Genomic DNA, 23,826 nt, shown 5'->3' with positions numbered 1-23,826 from the left:
GCGGCGCCCCTGGCAGTACGCGCCCTCGGCCACCCCGAGCACCGCGGCCCCCGTGGACGTCGTCCCGACCGCGCCGAGCAGCCCCCCGGCCGCCGCACGCTCGCGGCGCGCTTCTCCATCGCCTGGGTGCGGTCCGGGGGTCGGGCACCCGGGCGGCCGGCGTCGCACCCTCGTGGGAGGCGGGCCCCGCGGCGGGCGCGGGGGTCGCGGAGGCCCCCGTACGGGCCGCGTGACGGCCGCGGCGCCGGGGCACGGGCACGGTGAGGGCGACGAGCAGACCCAGGGCGAGCGCGGCTGCGGAGATGACCGCGACCCCGAGCCCGGTACTCGTCTGCGACAGCAGCAGCATGGCGATCGTCGACACGATGACCGTGGCGGACCCGTAGGCGAGCTGTGCGGCAGTCGGACGCGGCATGGCGGTATCCGTCCTCGGGAGGGGAGGGGGAGTCGGCTCAACTAGGTCGCGCGTCAAGTGACTCTATGACGGGAGATGCCCGAGAGGAACCGCCGGTAAGCGTGACCTAACACACGGTGCCGGAGCACGGGGGGCGCACGGGATCATTTTCCGCGCCTTGCCGGAGGGGGAAATGGGGACGGGACGGACCTCCGGACGGGTTGGGAAGTGCCCTTCGCCCCGTATGGCTGCGGAACGTCCGGATAGCGGAACTGCCCGACCGCATAGTGCAGTTGTAAGGGACAAGTCAAGGTCTGTCTTTTCTCGCTTCCCTCCGGTCAAATGTCGTCACTTGAGACGCGCGCCGCGCGGAACCCCCCACTCCTATGGAGAAGTTCCGACCTACGTCGCGGCCGCGGGAGGGGAACGACATCAAGTGACCAGCAATTCCGCCCGACGGCGCGCAATCCGTGCTGCCGCCGTCACCGTGACCATGGCTGCTTGTGCGACGAGCGCCACCTTCTTCACCGTTACAGCGGCCCAGGCCGACATCAAGGGGCCGGGCGCCCCGGCGGTCGACCGGCAGGACCCGACGGCTCCCGCCAAGGTCGTCGAGCACGACCTCAAGGGCCCGTTCAGCGAGCAGCAGGCCCAGCAGCGCAAGGCCGCTCTGGACCAGGTGCTCCAGGGCAAGAAGGACGTCGAGCAGCGCGGCGCCTCGAAGGTCGTCAAGCTCGACGACAAGAAGTACGTCGAGCTCGGCCGCGAGCGGACCGACAAGATCTTCACGATCCTCGTCGAGTTCGGCGACCAGGTCGACAACACGACCATGTACGACCCGGACGGCCCCGGCCCGCAGCCCGCGGTCCCGAAGTACGGCGGCACCCCCGGTCCGCTGCACAACACGATCGCCCAGCCGGACCGTGCGAAGGACAACAGCACCGCCTGGCGCAAGGACTTCAGCCGCGAGTACTTCCAGGACCTGTACTTCGCCACGGGTCAGGGCAAGGACTCGCTGAAGACCTACTACGAGAAGACCTCCTCGGGCCGTTACTCGGTCGAGGGTGAGGTCGCCGACTGGGTCAAGGTCCCGTACAACGAGGGCCGTTACGGCTCCAACTACTGCGGCCAGACCAACTGCTCCAACGTGTGGGACACCGTCAAGGACGGCGTCGCCGCGTGGACGGCTGCCCAGAAGAAGGCCGGGAAGACCGACGCGCAGATCAAGGCGCAGCTGGCCCAGTACGACCAGTGGGACCGCTACGACTTCGACGGCGACGGCAACTTCAACGAGCCCGACGGCTACATCGACCACTTCCAGATCGTCCACGCGGGCGAGGACGAGTCGGCCGGCGGCGGCGTGCAGGGCACGACCGCGCTGTGGGCGCACCGCTGGTACGCCTACGGCACCGCGGCGGGCAAGACCGGCCCGGACAACAACAAGGCCGGCGGCACCCAGATCGGTGACACCGGCATCTGGGTCGGCGACTACACGATGCAGCCCGAGAACGGCGGCCTCGGCGTCTTCGCGCACGAGTACGGCCACGACCTCGGCCTGCCCGACCTCTACGACACCACCGGTGGCGGCGAGAACAGCGTCGGCTTCTGGTCCCTGATGTCGGCCGGCTCCTGGCTCGGCACCGGCAAGGACTCCATAGGCGACCTCCCGGGCGACATGAACGCCTGGGACAAGCTCCAGCTGGGCTGGCTGAACTACGACACGGCGAAGGCCGCGACGAAGTCCACCCACAAGCTGGGCGTGGCGGAGTTCAACACCAAGGACAAGCAGGCCCTGGTCGTCGAGCTGCCGAAGAAGAAGGTCCAGACGGACGTCGTCGCGCCCGCCGAGGGCTCCGCCCAGTGGTGGAGCGGCATGGGCGACGACCTCAAGAACACCCTCACCCGCTCCGTGGACCTGACGGGCAAGAAGTCCGCCGCGCTGTCCCTCAAGGGCTGGTGGGACATCGAGGCCGACTACGACTACCTCTACACCGAGGTGTCCACGGACGGCGGCGCCACCTGGACCGCGCTGGCCGGCACCGCCGACGGCACGGCCATCCCGGCCGACGCCTCCGGCAGCCCGTCGCTCACCGGTGTCTCGGGTGCCTGGAAGAACCTGAACTTCCCGCTCGACGCCTACGCGGGCAAGAAGGTCGACCTCCGCTTCCGCTACCAGACGGACGGCGGCGCGGGCGGCAAGGGCTTCACCGCCGACGCCGTGACCCTCACCGCGGACGGCTCCGCGCTGTTCACCGACGGCGCCGAGAACGGCGACAACGGCTGGACCGGCAAGGGCTTCTCGCGCATCGGCGCCAACTTCACCAAGGAGTACGCGCAGTACTACCTGGCCGAGAACCGCCGCTACGTCTCGTACGACAAGACCCTCAAGGTCGGCCCGTACAACTTCGGCTTCGGCAACACCAAGCCCGACTGGGTCGAGCACTACCCGTACCAGGACGGCCTGCTCATCTGGCAGTGGGACACCAGCCAGAAGGACAACAACACCAGCGTCCACCCGGGCCAGGGTCTGATCCTCCCGATCGACGCCAACGCCAAGCCCATGAAGTGGGCCGACGGCACCCTGCTGCGGAACAAGATCCAGCCGTACGACGCGACCTTCAGCGCCTACTCGACGGACGCGTTCACGCTGCACAAGAACGGCGAGTCGCTCTTCCTGAAGCCCAAGCCCGCCAACCTGGTCTTCGACGACCACAAGGGCAAGTACTTCTACGACGAGAACCCGACCGGATCGGTGAAGGTCACTGACACCAACACCAAGATCAAGATCCTGAAGGAGACCTACGACGGTGAGGTCATGACCGTCGAGGTGGGTCCCTCCTCGAAGTAATTCGGTAAAACCGCAGGTCAAAGCATGATCGGCCGTCGCCCTCTAGCGGGCGGCGGCCGATCGCGTTTAGATGCCCGGTACGAGTTTCTTATTGACGGGGGAGATGACAGCCATGCCCGGTGGAGGTTTCGTCAGATTGCCAGGCGGCAGCGTGGTCGTTGCGCTCACGCTGCCGAGGCCCTGCGGAGAGGGTGGAAATGTCCGCGTGCTGGTGCACGCCGCGAACCGGGCCCGCGCCCTGACCAGGCTGCGGAACCTCGGGATGCGGGCCGTGTACCTGCGGGGCAACGCGCACCCGCCGACCCCGGACGAGGTCACGGCCGTCCTGCACCATCCGGACGGCCTGCTGTGGCGCGGCGCGCCCGACCGCGCGCAGGAGCTCTGGCACCCCATCCGGGCCCTGCTGGGGACCTAGGACGGCTCGTGGCCGCCTTGGCCCGGCTTGTGGCTCACCAGGGTCACGCCCGCCGCACGGAGCTCCTCCAGGGCCCGTGCGGTGGTGTGCGGGGCGACGGCGGCCGTCAGGTCCAGCAGGACCCGCGTGCCGAAGCCGGCGCGGACGGCGTCGAGGGCGGTCGCCCGGACGCAGTGATCGGTGGCGATCCCGACCACGTCCACCTCGGTGACGTGCCGGTCCCGCAGCCACTGGCCGAGCGTCGCCCCGTTCTCGTCGGCGCCCTCGAAGCCGCTGTACGCGGCCTCGTACGCGCCCTTGTCGAAGACGGCGGCGACGGCGCCCGAGGCCACGGCGGGGGCGAAGTTCGGGTGGAAGCCCACGCCCTCGGTCCCGGCGACGCAGTGGACGGGCCAGGAGTTCTCGAAGTCCGGCTCGGCGGGCGGGTGCGCGAAGTGGGCACCGGGGTCGATGTGGTGGTCGCGGGTGGCGACCACGTGCCGGTACGCGGGCGTGGCCTGGCCGATGTACTCGGTGACGGCGGCGGCGACGTCGGCTCCGCCGGTGACCGCGAGGCTGCCGCCCTCGCAGAAGTCGTTCTGTACGTCGACGACGATCAGTGCGCGGTGCATGACGTTGTCCTTCGGCTCGATGTCTCTGTGCGGCGGCGGGGCCCTGCGGGGGCTCTTCCCCCACCCCGCCCCTTCCCGAAACTGGGGCTCCGCCCCAGACCCCCTGCGGCGCTCCGCGCCCGCGCCTCGAACTCCCCCGGACTTGGTCGGGGGTGCCCCCGGGCGAGGCTGGATTTCCAGCCCCGCCGCTACGGAGCCGCGACTACGCGTACTCCGTCGGGAGCACGGCCTCGCCGCGCGAGAGCTGCGTCGCGGACAGCGGCAGCCGCGCGAGGGCGGCGCGGTGGCGTTCGCGCGCGGCCTCCAGCGGCTCGCGGGCGACCACCTCGCCGGCCTTGACCAGCTGGGTCAGGAGCTGGTGGTCGGCCAGGGCCGACGGGACCGGCCCGGTCCCGACGACCTCCGCCTCGGCGATCCCCTCCGCGTCCACCCGCCGCGCCGCCCACTTGCGGCCGCCGATGGAGGTCTTGCCGCCCGTGGACTTCTTCGCCACCGGGGCCAGCGCCGCCTTCGGGTCGGCCGAGGTGGCCCGCGCCACCAGCTTGTAGACCATCGAGCACGTCGGGTGCCCGCTGCCCGTCACCAGCTGCGTGCCCACCCCGTACGCGTCCACCGGCGCCGCCGCCAGCGAGGCGATGGCGTACTCGTCCAGGTCCGAGGTGACCACGATCTTCGTGGCCGTCGCCCCCAGCTCGTCCAGCTGCTGCCGCACCCGGTGGGCGACCAGCAGCAGGTCACCGGAGTCGATCCGGACCGCGCCCAGGTCGGTGCCGGCCACCTCGACGGCGGTGCGGACGGCCTCGGCCACGTCGTAGGTGTCCACCAGAAGGGTGGTGCCCCGCCCCAGCGAGGCCACCTGCGCGGTGAAGGCGTCCCGCTCGCTGTCGTGGACCAGCGTGAAGGCGTGCGCGCTCGTGCCGACCGTCGGGATCCCGTACCGGAAGCCGGCCGCCAGGTCCGAGGTGGAGGCGAAGCCGCCCACGTAGGCGGCTCGCGAGGCGGCCACCGCCGCCAGCTCGTGCGTGCGCCGCGCGCCCATCTCGATCAGCGGGCGCTCGCCCGCCGCCGAGGACATCCGGGAGGCGGCCGCGGCGATCGCGGAGTCGTGGTTCAGGATCGACAGGATCACGGTCTCCAGCAGCACGCACTCGGCGAAGCTGCCCTCGACGCGCAGGATCGGCGAGCCGGGGAAGTAGACCTCGCCCTCCGGGTAGCCCCAGATGTCGCCGGAGAAGCGGTACGAGGACAGCCAGTCCAGGGTCCGCATGTCGACGACGGCCCGCTCGCGCAGGAACTCCAGCACCGCGCTGTCGAAGCGGAAGTTCTCCACCGCGTCCAGCACCCGCCCGGTTCCCGCGACCACCCCGTAACGGCGCCCCTCGGGCAGCCGCCTGGTGAAGACCTCGAAGACCGAGCGGCGGTCGGCGGTGCCGTTGGCCAGCGCGGCCTGCAGCATCGTGAGCTCGTAATGGTCCGTGAAGAGCGCTGTCGACGGGACGTCCACCGGCAGGCCCAGGTCCGCAGGGTTCATGTCACGGATGCTAGCGCACATCTCGTCAAAGTGACGAGATGTAGGACCCGTTTGTGCGACGGGCCCGTCACGGTGGCAGCATGGGACAAGTGAGTGTTGCTCCTGTAGAGATCGAACGCACCGAATCGGCCGAAGAGACCTTCGCCGTCCCCGAACCCGACGTCCCCTGGGTGACCCTGGTGCACAACGACCCGGTCAACCTCATGAGCTACGTGGCGTACGTGTTCCAGGCGTACTTCGGCTATTCGAAGGACGTGGCGCACAAGCTGATGCTCGATGTCCACCACAAGGGGCGGGCGGTCGTGTCCAGCGGCACCCGCGAGGAAATGGAGCGCGACGTGCAGGCCATGCACGGCTACGGCCTGTGGGCGACCCTCTCCCAGGACCGCAACTGATGGGCGGCACGTTCCAGCCCCTGAAGGGCGGCGGCGGCGCCGCCATCGCGCTCGACGAGATCGAGATCTCCATCCTGCGCTCCCTGGCCGTCCAGATGCTCGAACTGATCGGCCCCGGCGAGCCCGAGCCCGCCGAGGACGCCGACCCGCTCGCCGCGCTGTTCACCGAGGGCCCCTCCGAGCCCCCGTCCGACCCGGCGCTGGCCCGGCTCTTCCCCGACGCCTACGGAGGCCCGGACGGGCCGGGGCCGAAGGAGGACCCGGAGGAGCTGCGCGCCCACTCGGCGGAGTTCCGCCGCTTCACCGAGAACGACCTGCGCACCCGCAAGCGGGAGGACGCGCTGGCCGTCGTACGCAGCCTGGACGGGCTCACGCCGGCCGGTGACGGGGCGGCGGTGCTGGAGCTGACCGGGGAGCTGCCGCTGCGCTGGCTCGGCGCGCTCAACGACCTGCGCCTGACCCTCGCGGCCCGCCTCGACATCACCGAGGACGACGAGAGCGCGGTGCTGTTCCGGCTGCCGGACGACGACCCGCGCAAGCCGATGGTGATGGCGTACCTCTGGCTGGGCGGTCTCCAGGAAACCTTGATCGAAACCCTCTGAGAATCCTCAAGAGGGAACACCGTTCGCTCAGCGGACGCTCAAATCCGGATAACGATCAGATCACCGCCATGCGGTGATCTGATCCTTTCGTTTGTCTTTGTCCAGATTTTTTAGCGCCCTCCGCCACATTTCTCCCCCTCCGGCAGTCGTAAGCCCGTGATAAATCTTCACGACTGCCGAAGGGACGCCACCCATGTCCCCCGGCTCGCTTGGACCGGCGGACCGCCGGCGTGCAACTCCATCCGTATCCGGGGGGATCGAGGACCCGATCCGCAGCCAGTCAAGGCGCGGGTCGGCGTGGAGAAAGGCGCACCAGACATGACCTCTGTGCAGGTCGAGCAGCACGGCAACACGCCCGGCGAGGGCACTCAGGGCGAGGGCGGCGAGGGCTACCACCGCACGCTCGGCGCCCGGCAGATCCAGATGATCGCGATCGGCGGAGCCATCGGCACCGGCCTGTTCCTGGGCGCCGGCAAGGCGATCTCCAAGGCCGGACCGAGCCTGATCCTGGCCTACGCGATCGCGGGCCTGGTCATCTTCTTCATCATGCGGGCCCTGGGCGAGCTGCTCATGTACCGCCCCGTCTCCGGCTCCTTCTCGGACTACGCCCGCGAGTTCCTGGGCCCGTTCTGGGGATACGTCACCGGCTGGACGTACTGGCTGTTCTGGGTGGTCACCGGCATCACCGAGGTCACGGCCGCCGCGCAGTACATGTCGTACTGGACCCACGACAGCTTCCCGCAATGGGCCTACGCGCTGATCTTCACGGTCATCCTCTACGCCGCCAACCTGATCTCCGTGAAGCTCTTCGGTGAGCTGGAGTTCTGGTTCTCCATGGTCAAGGTCACCGCCATCGTCGGCATGATCCTGATCTGCGCCGGCATCCTCACCATCGGCTTCTCCGACGCGGCCGACACCGCCACCGTCACCAACCTGTGGAACGACGGCGGCTTCTTCCCCAAGGGCATCGGCGGCACGCTGATGACCCTGCAGATCGTCATGTTCGCCTTCCTCGCGGTCGAGCTGGTCGGCGTCACCGCCGGCGAGTCCAAGGACCCCGAGAAGACCCTGCCCAAGGCCATCAACACCGTGCCGTGGCGCATCGCCGTCTTCTACGTCGGCGCGCTGATCATGATCCTGTCGGTCGTCCCGTGGACGCACTTCCAGCCGGGCGTCTCGCCCTTCGTCGCCGCCTTCGAGCGCATGGGCCTCGGCGTCGGCGCGGCCATCGTCAACTTCGTCGTGCTGACCGCCGCCCTGTCCTCCTGCAACTCCGGCATGTACTCCACCGGCCGCATGCTGCGAGACCTCGCGCTCAACGGCCAGGGCCCGAAGTTCTTCGCCAAGCTCACCAAGAGCGGCACCCCGCTGGTCGGCACCACCTTCTCCGCCGCGCTGATGCTGGTGGGCGTCTGGATCAACTACGTCGCCCCGGGCAAGGCCTTCGACTACGTCGTCTCCTTCGCCACCATCTCCGGCATGTGGGCCTGGATCATGATCCTGGTCTGCCAGATCCGCTACCGCGCCAAGTCGGACCGCGGCGAACTGCCCGCCTCCCCGTTCAAGGCGCCGGGCGCCCCGTACACGAGCTGGTTCGCCCTGCTCTTCATCGGCATGGTCATCGTGATGATGGGCGCCGACAAGGACTCCCGCGTCTCGCTGTACTGCGCGCCGCTGTGGGGCCTGATCCTGGGCGTCTCGTACCTGGTGATGAAGTCCCGCGACCCGCGCGGCGCGGCCTTCACCAAGGCCTCGTAGCACCCGAAGACCGCGAGTCCCGGCCGCCTGCCACGGCCGGGAACCGCGCTCCCACAGACCTTGTGTCCACCATACGGGCCCTTCCGTACCACTCCTCGGTACGGAAGGGCCCGTCTGCTTATCCTGTCGCTCATGCTGACCCTCACCCAGGCCCTGTACGACCAGATCGTCGCGCACGCCCGCCAGGACCACCCCGACGAGGCGTGCGGCGTCGTGGCCGGCCCGGCGGGCACCGGCCGCCCCGAGCGGTTCATCCCGATGCTCAACGCGGCCCGCTCGCCCACGTTCTACGAGTTCGACTCGAAGGATCTGCTGAAGCTCTACCGCGAGCTGGACGACCGCGACGAGGATCCGGTGATCGTCTACCACTCGCACACCGCCACCGAGGCCTACCCCTCGCGCACCGACGTCACGTACGCGAACGAGCCGGGCGCGCACTACGTCCTCGTCTCGACGGCGGACAAGGACGGCCTCGGCGAGTTCCAGTTCCGCTCGTACCGGATCGTCGACGGCGTGATCACCGAGGAAGAAGTGCAGGTCGTCGAGGCCTACTGACCACCATGTGAGCAGTCGGCGTCCACGATGCGGGATCACACTCCAAACCGGGGACCGGGAATCGTTAACATGACCGCATGGTTTCCCACGACGTGAGCATCGAGACGCCCGGCAGGCTGCTGCTCGTGGCGCGGCTGCACGTCGACCTGTGCCGCCTCGCCAGTGCCATCTGTCCTGCCGTCTGAGCACCAGAGCCCCTCGGCGCGGGGGGCCGACGAACCGCGCGCCGCACGTTCCTCACGCCCCTGCTTACGCCCTGACGACTGGAGACAGCCATGGCCATCGAGGTCCGCATCCCCACCATCCTCCGCACCTACACCGAAGGCGAGAAGGCCGTCTCCGGTGAGGGCGCGACCCTCGCCGACCTCTTCGCCGACCTGGAGACCCGCCACAAGGGCATCCAGGAGCGCATCGTCGACGAGGCCAAGGGCGGCGAGCTGCGCCGCTTCGTGAACGTCTACCTCAACGACGAGGACGTCCGCTTCCTCGCCGGCATCTCCACCGAGCTCAAGGACGGCGACAGCGTCACCATCCTCCCGGCCGTGGCCGGCGGATCGAAGTAATGCGCTACGACTCCCCGCTGGCCGCGGTCGGCAACACGCCGCTGGTCCGGCTGCCCCGGCTGTCGCCCTCGGACGACGTCCGCATCTGGGCCAAGCTGGAGGACCGCAACCCGACAGGCTCGATCAAGGACCGCCCCGCGCTCCACATGGTCGAGCAGGCGGAGAAGGACGGCCGGCTGTACCCCGGCTGCACCATCCTGGAGCCGACCTCGGGCAACACCGGCATCTCGCTGGCGATGGCGGCCAAGCTCAAGGGCTACCGCATCGTGTGCGTGATGCCGGAGAACACCAGCCAGGAGCGGCGCGACCTGCTGGCCATGTGGGGAGCCGAGATCATCTCGTCGCCGGCCGCCGGCGGCTCGAACACCGCGGTCCGGGTGGCCAAGGAACTGGCCGCGGAGCACCCGGACTGGGTGATGCTCTACCAGTACGGCAACCCGGACAACGCGGGCGCGCACTACGCCACCACGGGCCCGGAGATCCTCGCCGACCTCCCGTCGATCACCCACTTCGTGGCGGGCCTGGGCACCACCGGCACCCTGATGGGCGTCGGCCGCTACCTGCGCGAGCACGTCCCCGGCGTCAAGATCGTGGCCGCCGAGCCGCGCTACGACGACCTGGTGTACGGGCTGCGCAACCTCGACGAGGGCTTCGTCCCCGAGCTGTACGACGCCTCCGTGCTCACCACGCGCTTCTCGGTGGGCTCGGCGGACGCGGTCACCCGCACGCGGGAGCTGCTGCAGCAGGAGGGGATCTTCGCGGGCGTCTCCACCGGAGCCGCCCTGCACGCGGCGATCGGCGTCGGCCGCAAGGCGGTGGCCGCGGGCGAGACGGCGGACATCGTCTTCGTCGTGGCCGACGGCGGCTGGAAGTACCTCTCGACCGGCGTCTACACGGCCGCGACCACGGAAGAGGCCATCGAGGTCCTCCAGGGCCAACTCTGGGCGTAGCCCCTGCGGACCGCTGCTGGGGCTCCGCCCCACACCCCGCGCCTCAAACGCCGGCGGGGCTGTATTTCAGCCCGTCCGGCGTTTGCGGACCGGGTCCGGGCGGAGCCCGGGAAACGCAGCGGCAGGCTCTAGCCGGACAGGAGCTCCGCGAGCACGGCCGCATGGCCGGCGGCCGGATCCTTGACCGCGGTCAGGAGCGTGAGCGGCCCCGCCTCGGCCAGCAACCGGAGGCGGCCCAGCTCCGCCTCCGCCCCCGGCCCGGCCAGCTCCGCGAGGTACCGCTCCCGGAACTCCGCGGCGGAGCCACCCCCGTGGAACCACTTCCGCAGCTCCGCCGACGGCGTCACCGCCCTCGGCCACTCGTCCACCCCCGCCGCCTCCTTCGTCAGGCCCCGCGGCCAGAGCCGGTCCACGAGCACCCGCACCCCGTCCGCCCCCGGCTCCGGCGGGTCGTAGACGCGCCGCAAGCGGATCACCGGCTTCACCGGCCGCCTCCCAGTCCCTTGATCTCGTCCCACACCGCCGGGTCCAGCACCCCCATCCGCGTCCGGAACTCCCACAGCGACACCTCCGCCGGCCGGTCCGCCTCCAGGAAGCCCGCCCGGCCCTGCGCCCCCACCGTTCCCGGGGGCAGCGGGATCACCCCGGCCCGCCGGTCGTCGTACTTCCCGGTGATCCACGCGACCCGCGCGCGGTGGCCCCGTACCGTCTCGACCGCGAGGACCAGACACGTGCGGCCGTCCGTCAGGGACCACAGCTCCCCGGCGTGCGGATGCGGCGGCGGACCGGACCCGTGCGCCGGCGGGGCCCGGCGGGGGACACCCAGCCGCGCTCCGGCCACCAGCGCCACCAGCGCCACGGCCACGACCGCAGCCACCGCGGGCCACCAGGACGTGTCCATGTTCCGACCGTAGCCGCGCCACCGGCACCCGGCACCCGGCGCGCCCGCACGGCCGGGATGGGCAGTGTGCTCTAGGGCCGTACACCTGACCGCTTGCCATTACTGGGTATGAGTGGTGCAGGCGGTGACTTCCCCCACAACGGCCCGCCGCGGAGGAGCGACCGGACGTTTCGCGCCTTACGCTCGACCCACGCACGGCCCGCATTCCGTCCACGGACCGTCCACGGAGGTTCACGCTCCATGAAGCTCACCGTCGTCGGCTGTTCGGGGTCGTTCCCGTCTGCGGAATCGGCCTGTTCGAGCTACCTCGTCGAGGCCGACGGCTTCCGGCTGCTCCTCGACATGGGCAACGGCGCCCTCGGGGACCTCCAGCGCCACTGCGGTCTCTACGACCTCGACGCGATCTTCCTGAGCCATCTGCACGCCGACCACTGCATCGACATGTGCGCGTACTTCGTCGCCCGTTTCTACCGGCACGAGGGCGGCCGCTGCGGAACCATCCCCGTCTACGGACCCGAGGGCACCGAGCGGCGCCTGACCACCGCCTACGACGACGTCCCCGACGAGCGCTCGATGAGCGAGGTCTTCGACTTCCGCACCCTGAAGTCCGGAAGCTTCGAGATCGGGCCGTTCCAGATCCGCACCGAGCGGGTCGCCCACCCCGTCGAGTCCTACGGCATCCGCATCGAGCACGGCGGCCGCTCGCTCACGTACTCCGGGGACACCGGCGCCTGCCCCGAGCTGGGGCTGCTCGCCGACGGCACCGACCTCTTCCTCTGCGAGGCCTCCTTCACGCACGGCAAGGAGGACATCCCGGACCTCCACCTGAACGGCCGCGAGGCCGGCGAGTACGCGCGCGGCGGCGACGTCGGCCGGCTCGTCCTCACGCACATCCCGCCGTGGACGGACGCCGCGCAGAACCTCGCCGACGCCCGCGCGGTCTACGACGGCCGGGTCGACCTGGCGTACGCGGGCGCGGTCTACGAGGTCTGACCTTCCTGAACACGCGAAAGCCCCCGCCCTCCCTTCCGGGAGAGCGGGGGCTCCTTCGTTCGTACGGGGCTGCCTACTTGGCCTCGGCCTTCAGCAGCTCGGCGAGCTCCTCGTCGGACTCGCGGCCCGGCGTCGGGAGGTTCCACTTGACGATCGCGAAGCGGAAGATGACGTAGTAGACCACCGCGAAGCAGAGGCCGACGCCCGCCAGCATCAGCGGCTTCTCCGCGATGCCCAGGTTCAGCAGGTAGTCGACGAGGCCGGCCGAGAAGCCGAAGCCGTCGCGCATGCCCAGGGCCCAGGTGAGGGCCAGGGAGATACCGGTCAGCACCGCGTGGATCGCGTACAGCACCGGGGCGATGAACATGAAGGTGAACTCGATCGGCTCGGTCACACCGGTGACGAAGGAGGTGAGCGCGAGGGAGAACATCATGCCGCCGACGACCTTGCGGCGCTCGGGACGGGCGCAGTGGACGATCGCGAGGCAGGCCGCCGGGAGGGCGAACATCATGATCGGGAAGAAGCCGGTCATGAACTGTCCGGCGGTCGGGTCACCGGCGAGGAAGCGGCCGATGTCACCGTGGACGGCGCCGGTCGGGGTGTCGAACGAGCCGGCCTGGAACCACGGGAAGGAGTTCAGCAGGTGGTGCATGCCGATCGGGATGAGCGCACGGTTGGCGACACCGAAGATGCCCGCGCCGACGGCGCCGGAGCCGGTCAGCCACTCACCGAAGTTGTGCAGACCGCTGCCGAGGACCGGCCAGATGAGACCGAAGACGATGCCCGTGACCAGACCCGCCAGGGCGGAGAGGATCGGGACGAGACGGCGGCCGCCGAAGAAGCCCGCCCAGTCCGGCAGCTTGGTCCGGTAGAACTTCTGGTAGAGCAGGGCCGTGATGATGCCCATCACGACACCGCCGAGCACACCGGCGTTGACCGCCGCGTCCACGTTGACGATCTTTCCGTCGACGACCTTGGCGACCTTCGGCAGGTTGCTGTCGGTGAAGGTGGCGAGGACCTTCTGGAAGACCAGGTAGCCGGTGACGGCGGCCAGCGCGGTGGAACCGTCGGACTTCTTGGCGAAGCCGATCGCGATGCCGACGGCGAACAGCAGCGCCATGTTGTCGAGGATCGCGCCACCACCGGCGGCCATGTAGCCGGCGATCTTGTTGACGAAGGCCGGGAAGGTGTCCTTCCCGAGCATGTCGGAAGCGCCCAGGCGGAGCAGGAGTGCGCCGGCAGGCAGCACGGCCACGGGGAGCATGAGGCTCCGGCCGATGCGCTGCATGACGGCCATCACGCCAGCGCCCTTCTTCTTCTCGGCCGCGGGGGCGGCAGCCGTGGTCACAAGGTCCTCCAGTGGGCAAGGCGCCGCCAGGGGAAACGGGGACGGCGGCGTCTTCGAAAGGGGGGATACACGGGGGCTCGAACGCGCCTCGTGGTCTACACCAATTGTGGTGTAGACCAGTTGTAACACGGTGAGGGTTAGATAAGGAACCTTCGATTTCCTGTGGCCTGGATCACGTGTCCCGGGGTATGCCGAAGGGCCCCCGGATCGTGATCCGAGGGCCCTTGACGGACCGGGTTCCAACCCCGCCGGGGGGCTCAGGCCTTGATGGTCTCCTCCTGCATGGCCTCGATCTCCTCGTCCGACTCCCGGCCCGGAGTCGGGATGTCGAACTTCGTGATCGCGAAGCGGAAGACCGCGTAGTAGACGACCGCGAAGCCCAGGCCGATGGGAATGATCATCCAGGGCTTCGTCGCCAGGCTCCAGTTGATGACGTAGTCGATCAGGCCGGCCGAGAAGCTGAAGCCGTCGTGTACGCCCAGCGCCCACGTCACCGCCATCGAGGCGCCCGTCAGCACGGCGTGGACGGCGTACAGCGCGGGCGCCACGAAGAGGAAGGAGTACTCCAGCGGCTCGGTGATGCCCGTGACGAACGAGGTCAGGGCCACCGACAGCATCAGGCCGCCGACCTCCTTGCGCCGCTGCGGCTTCGCGCAGTGGGTGATCGCCAGCGCCGCCGCCGGCAGCGCGAACATCATGATGGGGAAGAAACCGGTCAGGAACTGCCCGGCGTTCGGGTCGCCCGCCAGGAACATCGGGATGTCACCGTGCACGGCCTGGCCGTCGGGCTTGGTGTAGGTGCCGAACTGGAACCACACCGGCACGTTCAGGAACTGGTGCAGGCCGATCACCAGCAGCGCGCGGTTCGCGACGCCGAAGATGCCGGCGCCCCAGGAGCCCAGGCCCACCAGCCAGTCGGAGAAGCTCTCCAGCCCGGCGCCGATCGGCGGCCAGATCCACAGGCAGATCGCGGCGAAGGCGATCGCGACGAAGGTCATGATGATCGGGACCAGCCGGCGGCCGTTGAAGAAGCCGAGCCAGTCGACCAGCTTCACCCGGTGGTAGCGCTGCCAGCACCAGGCGGCGAGCAGGCCCATGATGATGCCGCCGAAGACCCCCGGATTCTGGAAGGTGTACTCGGCGAAGGAGTCGTCCGGCCCCAGGCAGCCGCCCCCGATGTCCTTGGTCCCCTCGGGGCAGGCCGTGGGGAACGCGCGCAGGACGCTGCGGTAGACGAGGAAGCCCACCACCGCCGCCAGCGCCGTCGAGCCGTCGGCCTTCTTGGCCATGCCGATCGCGACGCCGACGCAGAAGAGGAGCGGCAGGCCCAGGTCGGCGTTGAGCAGGGCGCCGCCCGCGGCGGCCATGACCTTGGCGATCTGCGGCCAGACGCCGGTCCCCTCGGCGTCGATCAGTCCCAGCCGGTTGAGGATGCCCGCCGCGGGGAGGACGGCGATCGGCAGTTGCAGGCTCCGCCCCATCTTCTGCAGCCCCTGGTACAGGCTGTTCCGCCTCTTCGGCCGCGCCTTCTCGGCCGCGCTGCTCGCGCTCATCGGCGTCCTCCCTGACCGGCCCGTTTTTGGCTGCCGCAACACTTGCGGCACACTGGTGTAGACCAGTTGTGGGCAGGTTGCTGCTGATCGTCATCATTCGGCAGAGACCGGTCATGCGCTCGCGTAGATGCGCCAACCGTGCGTTACCGTGACAAAGCGGACCGCACGGGTGGCTCTCCATGTACCGGCCGCGCCGAGACTCGTTCTTCGAAACACTCAGGGAGAAACACATGGCCACCAAGGCTGAGAAGATCGTCGCCGGGCTCGGCGGCATCGACAACATCGAAGAGGTCGAGGGCTGCATCACCCGCCTGCGCACCGAGGTCTCCAACCCCGACCTCGTCGACGAGGCCGCGCTCAAGGCCGCCGGCGCCCACGGCGTCGTCAAGATGGGCACCGCGATCCAGGTCGTCATCGGCACCGACGCCGACCCGATCGCCGGCGAGATCGAAGACATGATGTGACCCGGACCCCTTGAGGTCCTTTCCGGACCCGGCCCCTGGGGCCACCCACACAGCGGACCCCGTCCCGGAACCACCCGGACGGGGTCCTCGCGTTCCACCGCAGGGACTAGGCTCGGAGCCATGTCTCGCATTGACGGCCGTACGCCCGAACAGCTCCGCCCGGTCACCATCGAACGCGGATGGAGCAAGCACGCCGAGGGCTCCGTCCTCATCTCCTTCGGAGACACCAAGGTCTTCTGCACCGCCTCCTTCACCGAAGGCGTCCCGCGCTGGCGCAAGGGCAGCGGCGAAGGCTGGGTCACCTCCGAGTACTCGATGCTGCCGCGCTCCACCAACACCCGCGGCGACCGCGAATCCGTACGCGGCAAGATCGGCGGCCGCACCCACGAGATCTCCCGCCTCATCGGCCGCTCGCTGCGCGCCGTCATCGACTACAAGGCCCTCGGCGAGAACACCATCGTCCTGGACTGCGACGTCCTCCAGGCCGACGGCGGCACCCGCACCGCCGCCATCACCGGCGCCTACGTCGCCCTCGCCGACGCCGTCGCATGGGGCCAGCAGAAGAAGCTCATCAAGGCCGGCCGCAAGCCCCTGACCGGCACCGTCGCCGCCGTCAGCGTCGGCATCGTCGACGGCGTCCCGCTCCTCGACCTCTGCTACGAGGAGGACGTGCGCGCCGAGACCGACATGAACGTGGTCTGCACCGGCGACGGCCGCTTCGTCGAGGTCCAGGGCACCGCCGAGGGCGAGCCCTTCGACCGCAAGGAACTGAACGCCCTCCTCGACCTCGCCGCCGGCGGCTGCGCGGACCTGGAAGCCATCCAGCTGGGCGCGCTCGAACTCTAGGCCGCGCCGCGTCCGCTCCCTGGGCGGCAACCGCCGGGCCCGGCCCGGCGTCTACGAAGACACGGGCGCACGGTGTCACAGCCGTGCGCCCGTCCACGCATCCGAATCCTGCTCCCGGGGAGAACGCATGAAGCTCCGCATCGCCGCCATAGCCGTGGCCGCCGTACTGACCGTCCCGGCCCTGTCCTCCTGCGACGCGATCTCCACGGCGATGGACTGCGCGAACACGGCGGTGGCCATCACCGACGGCGCGAACGACCTCCAGCAGGCGGTCTCCCAGGCGGGCAACAGCCCCCAGGACGCCCAGAACGCGCTCAACCAGATCGAGTCGAACCTCAAGAAGATCGGCGACCAGACGGACAACGCCGACCTGGGCAAGGCCATCACCTCGATGAACACGGCGGTCAAGAACGTCCGCACCTCCATCGAGAGCGGCAACACCGTCCCGGACATCCAGCCCGTCGCGGACGCGGCCAGCGAGATCTCCAAGGTCTGCACCCCGGGATAATGGGCGCATGACCTCGACGCCCAGCCGCCTGATCCTGGCCACCCGCAACGCGGGCAAAGTCTCCGAACTCCACGCCATCCTGTCCGAAGCCGGCCTGCCGCACGCGCTGGTCGGCGCGGACGCGTACCCGGAGATCCCGGACGTCAAGGAGACCGGGGTCACCTTCGCGGAGAACGCCCTCCTCAAGGCCCACGCCCTCGCGCAGGCCACCGGCCTCCCGGCGGTCGCCGACGACTCCGGCCTCTGCGTGGACGTCCTGAACGGCGCCCCCGGCATCTTCTCCGCCCGCTGGGCCGGCGCGCACGGCGACGACAAGGCCAACCTCGACCTCCTGCTGGCCCAGCTCGGCGACATCGCCGACGAGCACCGCGGCGCCCACTTCTTCTGCGCGGCCGCCCTCGCCCTGCCCGACGGCACGGAACGCGTGGTCGAGGGCCGCCTCCTGGGCACCCTGCGCCACACCCCGTCCGGCACCGGCGGCTTCGGCTACGACCCGATCCTCCAGCCCCTGGGCGAATCCCGCACCTGCGCCGAACTCACCCCGGCCGAAAAGAACGCCATCTCCCACCGAGGCCAGGCTTTCCGCGCCCTGGTCCCGGTCCTCCGCGACCTCCTGGGCTGACGCAGTGAGGCCTGGTCCCCGGACGTCGGGAACCAGGCCTCATATGGGGTACGCCCGGTCGGATTCGAACCGACATACGTGGCCACCTAAAGACCACCGCTAACCAGGTCGCGTACGGGCGCGAGTCATGAACACTGTACTGCGCACCGTGCCGTGCAGGGGAAGCGGCATCAAAGGTTTCGCCGACCTCCCCGACACCAGGTGCTGGTGATCGCGTGACAGTTGGGGCACAGCAGGCGCAGGTTCTCACGGCGGTCGTCGCTCCAGTCACCGTTGATGTGGTCGATCTCAAGCGTCATCGGGTCACCCAGCCACTCGGCAGCCGTGCCGCACTCGGCGCAGCACTCCGGGACACCTATGTCGCGCATGGCCCTTCGCAGAAGCCGGCTGCGGGTGCGGCGACGCCCCTCGTGCTTCACGAGGATTTCCTCGGCGGGCCTGACGGAGCGCTGCGGCTTGCCGCGGCTGTGGGCCTGGCCGAGGAAGTGCGAAGTGTCCAGCCCTGATTCGAGGACCCACGCCTTGAGCGAGGCCCGCCACGGTGTGGTGTCCGGGCGCTCGAGACGTCTCAAGGTCTCCGCCCAGGACTGCGAACCGGCGACCGCGTTCCGAAGCAGCGATTCGTGCGGCTTCTCATGGCGACGGTAAGGGCGTTGGTCGAAGTGGGAGACGTCGATGCCGTAGGCGAAGAAGCGCCGCATGAGGTACTGCTTCAGCCTCAGGGGGAACGGCTCTATGCCGTAGCGGGCGATGACCTCGTCGATGTCCTTGCACCGGGCCGCGGCCTCGGTCAGGACCTCCCGCGTGTAGCGGGCGCCGCTGGTCATCGGCGGCCCTTGCCTCGACCACGATACGTATCCGTCGTTGAATGGCAGTTGGGGCACAGCAGCCGGAGGTTTCCCGCTTGGTTGTTGCGCCAATCTCCGTCGATGTGGTCCACCTCCAGGGGTAGCGGGTGCCCGCGCCAGCGGGCCTCGATACCGCATCGCGCGCACTGCTCGGGTGCGCCCTGTGCCCTGAGGGCCCACTTCAGCTGCTCGCTCTGGACGCGGCGGGCGTGGGCTCCGTCCTGTTTGACCAGGAGCGCCTCCGGCGTTCGCCGAACCTGGAGGCGCCCCGCTGGTGAGGGCAACTTGAAGTGCGAGATGTCGATGCCGAAGGCCTTCACTCGGCGGCTGATGTGGGTGTGGTGGCCGCCGACGACCTCGAGGCCCAGGCGTCGCAGGACCTCGCACATGGTCGTCGAGGCGGCCACGGCCTCCGCCAGGACCTCCCTCGTCCACTTCGCGCCCTCCGCCTCGAAGTGTGAGACGTCAACGCCCAGCTTCCGCATGCGGCCGTGCAGATAGCGCCGCGAGCCGCTCTTGGGATCGACCCCCAGCTGCTCCAGCGCCTCCGTCAGCGTGCGCGACGCGCTCGCCGCCTCCGTGAGGCGTTCCCTCGTGTACGGGCTGACCGGCATTCTTGCCCCTCCACTCTTCGGCCGCGTGTGCGGCGCTCGTATGGAGTAACGGGCCGGTGGGCGGGCGGTTACGGGCGGTTTCGTCCGATAAGCGGAGCGGCCCGCGCCGGATTTGGGGCGGGCCGCTGCGGGGGTGGGGTGGGTCAGATGCCCAGGTCCTTGATGATCTTGGCTACGTGGCCCGTGGCCTTGACGTTGTAGAAGGCGTGCTCGACCTTGCCCTCCTCGTCGACGACCACCGTGGAGCGGATGACCCCGGTGACCGTCTTGCCGTACAGCTTCTTCTCGCCGTACGCGCCGTACGCCGTCAGGGTCTCCTTCTCCGGGTCGCCGACCAGGGTGACCTTCAGGTGCTCCTTCTCGCGGAACTTCGCGAGCTTCTCCGGCTTGTCCGGGGAGACGCCGATGACGTCGTAGCCGGCCGTCGCCAGGACGTCCAGATTGTCCGTGAAGTCGCAGGCCTGCTTGGTGCAGCCCGGGGTCAGGGCGGCCGGGTAGAAGTAGACGATCACCTTGCGGCCCTTGTGGTCGGCGAGCGAGACCTCGTTGCCGTCCGCGTCGGGCAGGGTGAAGGCGGGGGCGGTGTCGCCCGGCTGGAGTCGCTCGCTCATCTGGACAGTCTCCTCAAGAGGGGATCGGTACGTCTCGAGACTAAGCTGACAGACTGTTCACCGGGGACTACCCCCCACCGGACCACGACGACGGAGGCAGCGCGGTGCCCGAAGCCAGGACCCCCGCACAGATCGAGGCGGACATCGTCCGCCGCCGCGAGCAGCTCGCCGAGACGCTCGACGAGATCGGCGTGCGCGTGCACCCGAAGACGATCATCGGGGATGCGCGGGCCAAGGTCGTCTCGACCGTCGACCACACGGCCGGGCGCGCCTTCGCCACGGTGAACCGTGTCGTGACGGATCTGCGCGACAGCCTGCGCAACGACGACGGGACTCCGCGTCCCGAGCGGATCGTGCCGGTCGCCCTGCTCGCGGTGGGTGTGGTCGGTGTGCTTGTCCTGTCGGCACGACGCAGGCGCGCGTGACCCTGAGCGGCACGGGGCGGGCGCGGACAGGTAGGTTCGGGGCGTGAGCGAGAACACCACCCACGACAAGCTGCCCATCCGCATGCTGCACGACCGCGTGCTCGTGAAGTCCGACCTGCCGGAGGGCGAGCGGCGCTCGGGCGGCGGCATCCTGATTCCGGCGACGGCCGCGGTGGGCAAGCGGCTGGCCTGGGCCGAGGTGGTCGCGGTCGGGCAGAACGTACGGACGGTCGAGCCCGGGGACCGGGTCCTGTACGACCCCGAGGACCGTGCCGAGGTCGAGGTGCGGGGCGCGACGTACGTTCTGATGCGCGAGCGGGACCTGCACGCGGTGGCCGCGGAGCGGCTGGAGGGGTCGGAGGACTCCACCGGCCTGTACCTCTAGGGCTCGAAGAGGACTCGAACGGCGATGCAAAAGGGCTGGTGGCCTTTGTCACCGGCCCTTTTCGCTGCCCTTTGCTACGGTGGAGGAGAACCCGACGAGACGCGCCGTACCGGGTATGACAAGACGACGCACCCCGTATCGCTCGTTGTCTCGGAGGTGCCGTCATGGCCTGGGTTCTTCTTGTTGTCGCCGGTGTGATCGAAGTCGGCTGGTCGATCGGCATGAAATTCACCGAGGGCTTCACCCGGCTCTGGCCCAGTGTGTTCACGGGCGCCGGGATCGTCGCCAGCATGGTGCTGCTGTCGTACGCCGCGAAGACCCTGCCCATCGGTACCGCGTACGGGGTGTGGGTGGGCATCGGCGCCGCCGGCGCGGCCGTGCTCGGTATGGCGGTGCTGGGCGAGCCCGTCACCGCCTCCCGGATCTTCTTCATCTGTCTGCTGCTGGTGGCCGTGGTCGGGCTGAAGGTGACCTCCGGTCACTGACCGCCCGCGTCGGCGGTCATTCCAGGAACGCCGACGGCGGCGGGCGCAGTCCTTCGGCCGGCCCGCCGTCGGCGCCCTGGGTGCCCGTCGTCCCCTGGGTGCCCTGGGTGGTGCCGCCGTTGTCCTGACCGCCCTGCGTCTGGCCGCCGTTGTCCTGACCCCCGTTGTTCTGCCCGCCCTGGGTCTGGCCCCCGTTGTTCTGGCCGCCGTTGTTCTGTCCTCCCTGGTTCTGGCCGCCCTGCGTCTGGCCGTTGTTCTGACCCCCTTGGTTCTGGCCGCCGTTGTCGCGGCCGCCCGTCGGCGGGGTCGGCCGTTGCGGGGGCGTGGGCGTGAGCTCGTCGTCCGGCGTCTCCTGCGGGGGGTTGGACTCCGGGGAGGGCGGGGGCGGGGGCTGCGCCGCGCCCGGCTGGAGTTCCAGGTCGAAGTCGACGGGGTCGGTGCCCTCCAGCGCGGTCTTCGTGTACGCGGCCCAGATCCGGGCCGGGTAGCCGCCACCGCCGATGCGGGGCTCGCCCAGGGCTCCGTAGAGGGACTGCAGGGTTCCGGTGTCCGGGTCCTGGCCCATCATCGAGACGACCGTGACCAGGTTCGGGGTGTAGGCCGCGAACCAGGCCGAGCGGTCCAGTTCGCCGGTGCCGGTCTTGCCGGCGGCCGGGTGACCGGCGGCGAGGGCCGCCGTACCGGTGCCGTTGTCCACGACGCTGACCAGCATGGACGTGGTGGTGTCGGCGGCCTCGCGGCTGATGGCCTGGGTGGGGGTGCGCTCGGGCAGGCCGATCGTGTCGCCGCCCTTGGTGATCTTCTCCAGGAAGGTGTACGGGGTGCGTCGGCCGTGGTCGGCGAGGGTCGCGTAGGCCTGGGTCATGTCCAGGACGCTGGCCTGCATCGTGCCGAGCGCCATGGCGGGGCCCGTGACGAAGTTCGGGGTGTCCTCGGGGACGCCGAGGTCGATGGCGGTCTTCTTGACCTTGCCGGTGCCGACGTCGACCACCATCTGCGCGTACACGGCGTTGACGGAGAGGTCGGTGGCGGTGTTGACGGTGATGTTCCCGTACGAGATCTGGCCCTCGTTCTCGGGGCTGAAACGGATCCGGCCGCCGACGACGGGGCGCTTGTTGTCGCCGTTGTAGATCGTGTTCGGGGTGATCCGGCGGCCGTCCTGGGTGCGGGAGCCGTTCTCGACGGCGGACGCGAAGACGAACGGTTTGAAGGTGGAGGCGACCTGGTAGTCGTGCCGGGTCGCGTTGTTGACGTACTGCTTGGTGTAGTCGATGCCGCCGTACATGGCGACGACCTTGCCGGTGGCCGGGTCGATGGAGACCCCGCCGGCCCGCACCAGCCGGTCCGCCTTGCGCGTGTCCGGTTCGAGTTTGCCGATCATCTGGTCGTCGACGGCCTCGACGAAGGCGGTCTGGCGGCGCTTGTCGATGGTGGAGGTGATCCGGTAGCCGCCCTCGGCGAGGGTCTTGTCGTCGAGGATCTTGTTCTCGACGATGTAGTCCTTGATCGCTTCCACGAGGTAGCCGCGCTGTCCGGCAAGGCCCGCGGCCGCGCGGACCTTGCCGGGCTCGGGGAACTGCGTCGTGGCGCGCTCGGTCTCGGACAGCCAGCCCTTCTTGACCATGCCGTCGAGTACGTAGTTCCAGCGGGCGAGGGCGCGGGGGCGGCTCTGGGGGTGGGCGACCACGTCGAAGGCGCTGGGGGAGTTGAGGAGGGTGGCGAGGTAGGCGCCCTCGGCGGTGGTGAGGTCGCTGACGTCCTTGCCGTAGTAGGCCTGGGCGGCGGCCTGGATGCCGTAGGCGTTGCGGCCGAAGTAGCTGGTGTTCAGGTAGCCCTCGAGGATGTAGTCCTTCGACTTCTCGCGGCCGAGTTTGATCGCGATGAAGAACTCTTTGACCTTGCGTTTGATCGTCTGTTCCTGGCCCAGGTAGTAGTTCTTGACGTACTGCTGGGTGATGGTGGAGCCGGACTGGGTGCCCTTGCCGGTCGCGGTGTTCCAGGCGGCGCGGAGCATCGCCTTGGGGTCCACCGCCCGTTCGGAGTAGAAGTCCCGGTCCTCGGCGGCCAGTACGGCTTCCTGCACGGTCCGCGGGATCTGGGAGAGCGGCACGTTGACGCGGTTGACCTCGCCGTCGCGGGCGATCTGCGAGCCGTCGGAGTAGAGGTAGACGTTGGACTGCGCGGTGGCGGCGGCGTTGGCCGGCGGGATGTCGACGAGCAGGTAGCCGGCGACGAGGGCGCCGCCGATCAGCAGGGCGAGGAGCAGGACGGCGCCCAGGACCATGCGCCACGTGGGGATGAGGCGGCGCCAGCCGATGCGCTTGCGGCGGGGCGGCTTCCCCGGTGCGGGCGGGCCGGGTTGCGGTTGGGGCTGGGCCTGCGGCTGCGGTTGCTGCCGGTCCCCCGGTTGCCGGGCTCCTGGTTGCTGTTGGGGCCGCTGGTTCGCCCGTGGTTGCCGTGCTTCGGGCGGGGTGTCCGGGTCGCGAGGGGTCCAGCCCGGGGGTGGTGACTGGTCGCTCATCTCCAGGACTCCTCGACGCCGTTCGAAATATCCACTTCTGTACCTCATGGTGTCTACCCGATGGCCGGTGATTCCGCTCC

The 23,826-nt window shown here is 69.6% G+C and carries 28 protein-coding genes, 1 tRNA gene and 1 riboswitch; of the genes, 17 read left to right on the top strand and 12 right to left on the bottom strand.

Annotation, left to right across the window (positions count from 1 at the left end; all coding sequences use genetic code 11):
* Positions 1-415 (bottom strand): hypothetical protein (locus tag AB0D29_RS08770; protein WP_362852828.1); only part of this gene is annotated, 415 nt, incomplete at its 3' end.
* Between the two features lie 472 nt (positions 416-887).
* On the opposite strand from AB0D29_RS08770, the gene AB0D29_RS08765 reads away from it, so the two are divergent.
* Together AB0D29_RS08765 and AB0D29_RS08760 are read left to right on the top strand one after the other, a co-directional pair.
* Positions 888-3,242 (top strand): immune inhibitor A domain-containing protein, encoded by a 2,355-nt coding sequence (locus AB0D29_RS08765; RefSeq protein ID WP_362852804.1) that lies wholly within the window; start codon positions 888-890, stop codon positions 3,240-3,242.
* A gap of 112 nt (positions 3,243-3,354) precedes the next feature.
* Positions 3,355-3,657, top strand: coding sequence for a hypothetical protein (locus AB0D29_RS08760; protein ID WP_037807208.1), 303 nt, complete (start codon positions 3,355-3,357; stop codon positions 3,655-3,657).
* On the opposite strand, the gene AB0D29_RS08755 is transcribed toward AB0D29_RS08760, so the two are convergent.
* Positions 3,654-4,268 (bottom strand): isochorismatase family protein, encoded by a 615-nt coding sequence (locus tag AB0D29_RS08755; RefSeq protein WP_362852803.1) that lies wholly within the window; start codon positions 4,266-4,268, stop codon positions 3,654-3,656. The genes AB0D29_RS08760 and AB0D29_RS08755 overlap by 4 nt on opposite strands.
* A 202-nt stretch (positions 4,269-4,470) precedes the next feature.
* On the bottom strand, positions 4,471-5,799 hold the full coding sequence (locus tag AB0D29_RS08750; RefSeq protein WP_362852802.1) for a nicotinate phosphoribosyltransferase: 1,329 nt from the start codon (positions 5,797-5,799) through the stop codon (positions 4,471-4,473).
* Between the two features lie 80 nt (positions 5,800-5,879).
* Here AB0D29_RS08750 and clpS point away from each other — a divergent pair, with 80 nt between their 5' ends.
* The 7 genes from clpS (at position 5,880) to AB0D29_RS08715 (ending at position 10,622) form a co-directional block, all read left to right on the top strand.
* The gene (gene clpS / locus AB0D29_RS08745) at positions 5,880-6,194 is read left to right on the top strand and encodes an ATP-dependent Clp protease adapter ClpS (RefSeq protein ID WP_030717942.1); all 315 of its coding nucleotides are present in this window, start codon (positions 5,880-5,882) and stop codon (positions 6,192-6,194) included.
* Positions 6,194-6,796, top strand: a complete 603-nt coding sequence (locus tag AB0D29_RS08740) for a DUF2017 domain-containing protein (protein WP_362852801.1) — start codon at positions 6,194-6,196, stop codon at positions 6,794-6,796. The genes clpS and AB0D29_RS08740 overlap by 1 nt, the downstream gene beginning before the upstream one ends.
* A 318-nt stretch (positions 6,797-7,114) precedes the next feature.
* Positions 7,115-8,554: an amino acid permease gene (locus AB0D29_RS08735; protein WP_362852800.1), complete on the top strand. Its 1,440-nt coding sequence runs from the start codon at positions 7,115-7,117 to the stop codon at positions 8,552-8,554.
* Positions 8,555-8,686: 132 nt separating this feature from the next.
* A complete protein-coding gene (locus AB0D29_RS08730) occupies positions 8,687-9,109 on the top strand; it encodes a M67 family metallopeptidase (protein ID WP_351294526.1) in 423 nt (140 codons plus the stop codon).
* A 77-nt stretch (positions 9,110-9,186) separates the two neighbouring features.
* The gene (locus tag AB0D29_RS08725; RefSeq protein WP_312847437.1) at positions 9,187-9,294 is read left to right on the top strand and encodes a putative leader peptide; all 108 of its coding nucleotides are present in this window, start codon (positions 9,187-9,189) and stop codon (positions 9,292-9,294) included.
* 90 nt (positions 9,295-9,384) lie between these two features.
* On the top strand, positions 9,385-9,672 hold the full coding sequence (locus tag AB0D29_RS08720) for a MoaD/ThiS family protein (protein WP_351294523.1): 288 nt from the start codon (positions 9,385-9,387) through the stop codon (positions 9,670-9,672).
* Complete coding sequence (locus AB0D29_RS08715; RefSeq protein ID WP_362852799.1) at positions 9,672-10,622, top strand: cysteine synthase; 951 nt, start codon at positions 9,672-9,674, stop codon at positions 10,620-10,622. Before AB0D29_RS08720 ends, AB0D29_RS08715 begins: the two co-directional genes overlap by 1 nt.
* 128 nt (positions 10,623-10,750) lie before the next feature.
* On the opposite strand, the gene AB0D29_RS08710 is transcribed toward AB0D29_RS08715, so the two are convergent.
* Positions 10,751-11,098 (bottom strand): DUF488 family protein, encoded by a 348-nt coding sequence (locus AB0D29_RS08710; protein WP_362852827.1) that lies wholly within the window; start codon positions 11,096-11,098, stop codon positions 10,751-10,753.
* 5 nt (positions 11,099-11,103) lie between these two features.
* On the bottom strand, positions 11,104-11,523 hold the full coding sequence (locus AB0D29_RS08705; protein ID WP_362852798.1) for a hypothetical protein: 420 nt from the start codon (positions 11,521-11,523) through the stop codon (positions 11,104-11,106).
* Positions 11,524-11,763: 240 nt separating this feature from the next.
* On the opposite strand from AB0D29_RS08705, the gene AB0D29_RS08700 reads away from it, so the two are divergent.
* Complete coding sequence (locus AB0D29_RS08700; protein WP_351294511.1) at positions 11,764-12,516, top strand: MBL fold metallo-hydrolase; 753 nt, start codon at positions 11,764-11,766, stop codon at positions 12,514-12,516.
* Positions 12,517-12,589: 73 nt separating this feature from the next.
* Here the strand turns inward: AB0D29_RS08700 and AB0D29_RS08695 are convergent, their stop codons facing one another.
* Together AB0D29_RS08695 and AB0D29_RS08690 are read right to left on the bottom strand one after the other, a co-directional pair.
* A complete protein-coding gene (locus tag AB0D29_RS08695) occupies positions 12,590-13,813 on the bottom strand; it encodes a PTS transporter subunit EIIC (RefSeq protein ID WP_362852826.1) in 1,224 nt (407 codons plus the stop codon).
* Positions 13,814-14,121: 308 nt separating this feature from the next.
* Entirely contained in the window at positions 14,122-15,417 is a 1,296-nt protein-coding gene (locus AB0D29_RS08690; RefSeq protein ID WP_362852797.1) for a PTS transporter subunit EIIC, read from the bottom strand.
* A gap of 179 nt (positions 15,418-15,596) precedes the next feature.
* On the opposite strand from AB0D29_RS08690, the gene AB0D29_RS08685 reads away from it, so the two are divergent.
* The 4 genes from AB0D29_RS08685 to rdgB all read left to right on the top strand — a co-directional run bounded on the left by AB0D29_RS08685 (position 15,597) and on the right by rdgB (position 17,857).
* The gene (locus AB0D29_RS08685; RefSeq protein WP_362852796.1) at positions 15,597-15,881 is read left to right on the top strand and encodes a PTS glucose/sucrose transporter subunit IIB; all 285 of its coding nucleotides are present in this window, start codon (positions 15,597-15,599) and stop codon (positions 15,879-15,881) included.
* Between the two features lie 120 nt (positions 15,882-16,001).
* Positions 16,002-16,727 (top strand): ribonuclease PH, encoded by a 726-nt coding sequence (gene rph, locus AB0D29_RS08680; protein ID WP_030717976.1) that lies wholly within the window; start codon positions 16,002-16,004, stop codon positions 16,725-16,727.
* A 127-nt stretch (positions 16,728-16,854) separates the two neighbouring features.
* Positions 16,855-17,235: a hypothetical protein gene (locus AB0D29_RS08675; RefSeq protein WP_362852795.1), complete on the top strand. Its 381-nt coding sequence runs from the start codon at positions 16,855-16,857 to the stop codon at positions 17,233-17,235.
* Positions 17,236-17,242: 7 nt separating this feature from the next.
* Positions 17,243-17,857, top strand: a complete 615-nt coding sequence (gene rdgB / locus AB0D29_RS08670) for an RdgB/HAM1 family non-canonical purine NTP pyrophosphatase (protein WP_362852794.1) — start codon at positions 17,243-17,245, stop codon at positions 17,855-17,857.
* Positions 17,858-17,906: 49 nt separating this feature from the next.
* On the opposite strand, the gene AB0D29_RS08665 is transcribed toward rdgB, so the two are convergent.
* The 4 genes from AB0D29_RS08665 to bcp all read right to left on the bottom strand — a co-directional run bounded on the left by AB0D29_RS08665 (position 17,907) and on the right by bcp (position 19,930).
* A tRNA-Leu gene (locus AB0D29_RS08665) sits at positions 17,907-17,979 on the bottom strand.
* 48 nt (positions 17,980-18,027) lie between these two features.
* The gene (locus AB0D29_RS08660) at positions 18,028-18,684 is read right to left on the bottom strand and encodes an HNH endonuclease signature motif containing protein (protein ID WP_362852793.1); all 657 of its coding nucleotides are present in this window, start codon (positions 18,682-18,684) and stop codon (positions 18,028-18,030) included.
* Positions 18,681-19,319, bottom strand: coding sequence for an HNH endonuclease signature motif containing protein (locus AB0D29_RS08655; protein WP_362852792.1), 639 nt, complete (start codon positions 19,317-19,319; stop codon positions 18,681-18,683). The genes AB0D29_RS08660 and AB0D29_RS08655 overlap by 4 nt, the downstream gene beginning before the upstream one ends.
* Before the next feature lie 143 nt (positions 19,320-19,462).
* Positions 19,463-19,930, bottom strand: a complete 468-nt coding sequence (gene bcp, locus AB0D29_RS08650) for a thioredoxin-dependent thiol peroxidase (protein WP_362814261.1) — start codon at positions 19,928-19,930, stop codon at positions 19,463-19,465.
* A gap of 104 nt (positions 19,931-20,034) precedes the next feature.
* On the opposite strand from bcp, the gene AB0D29_RS08645 reads away from it, so the two are divergent.
* The 3 genes from AB0D29_RS08645 (at position 20,035) to AB0D29_RS08635 (ending at position 21,225) form a co-directional block, all read left to right on the top strand.
* Entirely contained in the window at positions 20,035-20,355 is a 321-nt protein-coding gene (locus AB0D29_RS08645; protein ID WP_362852791.1) for a DUF3618 domain-containing protein, read from the top strand.
* A 43-nt stretch (positions 20,356-20,398) separates the two neighbouring features.
* The gene (locus tag AB0D29_RS08640) at positions 20,399-20,740 is read left to right on the top strand and encodes a co-chaperone GroES (RefSeq protein ID WP_030009035.1); all 342 of its coding nucleotides are present in this window, start codon (positions 20,399-20,401) and stop codon (positions 20,738-20,740) included.
* Between the two features lie 63 nt (positions 20,741-20,803).
* A riboswitch (guanidine-III (ykkC-III) riboswitch) is annotated at positions 20,804-20,873 on the top strand.
* A 31-nt stretch (positions 20,874-20,904) separates the two neighbouring features.
* Positions 20,905-21,225, top strand: coding sequence for a multidrug efflux SMR transporter (locus tag AB0D29_RS08635; RefSeq protein ID WP_319728230.1), 321 nt, complete (start codon positions 20,905-20,907; stop codon positions 21,223-21,225).
* A gap of 16 nt (positions 21,226-21,241) precedes the next feature.
* Here the strand turns inward: AB0D29_RS08635 and AB0D29_RS08630 are convergent, their stop codons facing one another.
* On the bottom strand, positions 21,242-23,509 hold the full coding sequence (locus AB0D29_RS08630) for a transglycosylase domain-containing protein (protein ID WP_362852825.1): 2,268 nt from the start codon (positions 23,507-23,509) through the stop codon (positions 21,242-21,244).
* Positions 23,510-23,826 lie beyond the last annotated feature (317 nt).

It is taken from the genome of Streptomyces sp. NPDC048424 (genome assembly GCF_040651555.1).
Lineage (GTDB): Bacteria > Actinomycetota > Actinomycetes > Streptomycetales > Streptomycetaceae > Streptomyces.
Note: the sequence above shows the minus strand (reverse complement) of the source record. Positions and strands in the feature narration are given on the sequence as shown.

Coding starts and splice junctions, on each gene's coding strand:
- AB0D29_RS08765 (WP_362852804.1), top strand. CDS start 888: ATGGCTGCTTGTGCGACGAGCGCCACCTTCTTCACCGTTACAGCGGCC.
- AB0D29_RS08760 (WP_037807208.1), top strand. CDS start 3,355: ATGCCCGGTGGAGGTTTCGTCAGATTGCCAGGCGGCAGCGTGGTCGTT.
- AB0D29_RS08755 (WP_362852803.1), bottom strand. CDS start 4,268: ATGCACCGCGCACTGATCGTCGTCGACGTACAGAACGACTTCTGCGAG.
- AB0D29_RS08750 (WP_362852802.1), bottom strand. CDS start 5,799: ATGAACCCTGCGGACCTGGGCCTGCCGGTGGACGTCCCGTCGACAGCG.
- clpS (WP_030717942.1), top strand. CDS start 5,880: ATGGGACAAGTGAGTGTTGCTCCTGTAGAGATCGAACGCACCGAATCG.
- AB0D29_RS08740 (WP_362852801.1), top strand. CDS start 6,194: ATGGGCGGCACGTTCCAGCCCCTGAAGGGCGGCGGCGGCGCCGCCATC.
- AB0D29_RS08735 (WP_362852800.1), top strand. CDS start 7,115: ATGACCTCTGTGCAGGTCGAGCAGCACGGCAACACGCCCGGCGAGGGC.
- AB0D29_RS08730 (WP_351294526.1), top strand. CDS start 8,687: ATGCTGACCCTCACCCAGGCCCTGTACGACCAGATCGTCGCGCACGCC.
- AB0D29_RS08725 (WP_312847437.1), top strand. CDS start 9,187: ATGGTTTCCCACGACGTGAGCATCGAGACGCCCGGCAGGCTGCTGCTC.
- AB0D29_RS08720 (WP_351294523.1), top strand. CDS start 9,385: ATGGCCATCGAGGTCCGCATCCCCACCATCCTCCGCACCTACACCGAA.
- AB0D29_RS08715 (WP_362852799.1), top strand. CDS start 9,672: ATGCGCTACGACTCCCCGCTGGCCGCGGTCGGCAACACGCCGCTGGTC.
- AB0D29_RS08705 (WP_362852798.1), bottom strand. CDS start 11,523: ATGGACACGTCCTGGTGGCCCGCGGTGGCTGCGGTCGTGGCCGTGGCG.
- AB0D29_RS08700 (WP_351294511.1), top strand. CDS start 11,764: ATGAAGCTCACCGTCGTCGGCTGTTCGGGGTCGTTCCCGTCTGCGGAA.
- AB0D29_RS08695 (WP_362852826.1), bottom strand. CDS start 13,813: ATGGCCGTCATGCAGCGCATCGGCCGGAGCCTCATGCTCCCCGTGGCC.
- AB0D29_RS08690 (WP_362852797.1), bottom strand. CDS start 15,417: ATGAGCGCGAGCAGCGCGGCCGAGAAGGCGCGGCCGAAGAGGCGGAAC.
- AB0D29_RS08685 (WP_362852796.1), top strand. CDS start 15,597: ATGTACCGGCCGCGCCGAGACTCGTTCTTCGAAACACTCAGGGAGAAA.
- rph (WP_030717976.1), top strand. CDS start 16,002: ATGTCTCGCATTGACGGCCGTACGCCCGAACAGCTCCGCCCGGTCACC.
- AB0D29_RS08675 (WP_362852795.1), top strand. CDS start 16,855: ATGAAGCTCCGCATCGCCGCCATAGCCGTGGCCGCCGTACTGACCGTC.
- rdgB (WP_362852794.1), top strand. CDS start 17,243: ATGACCTCGACGCCCAGCCGCCTGATCCTGGCCACCCGCAACGCGGGC.
- AB0D29_RS08660 (WP_362852793.1), bottom strand. CDS start 18,684: ATGACCAGCGGCGCCCGCTACACGCGGGAGGTCCTGACCGAGGCCGCG.
- AB0D29_RS08655 (WP_362852792.1), bottom strand. CDS start 19,319: ATGCCGGTCAGCCCGTACACGAGGGAACGCCTCACGGAGGCGGCGAGC.
- bcp (WP_362814261.1), bottom strand. CDS start 19,930: ATGAGCGAGCGACTCCAGCCGGGCGACACCGCCCCCGCCTTCACCCTG.
- AB0D29_RS08635 (WP_319728230.1), top strand. CDS start 20,905: ATGGCCTGGGTTCTTCTTGTTGTCGCCGGTGTGATCGAAGTCGGCTGG.
- AB0D29_RS08630 (WP_362852825.1), bottom strand. CDS start 23,509: ATGGTCCTGGGCGCCGTCCTGCTCCTCGCCCTGCTGATCGGCGGCGCC.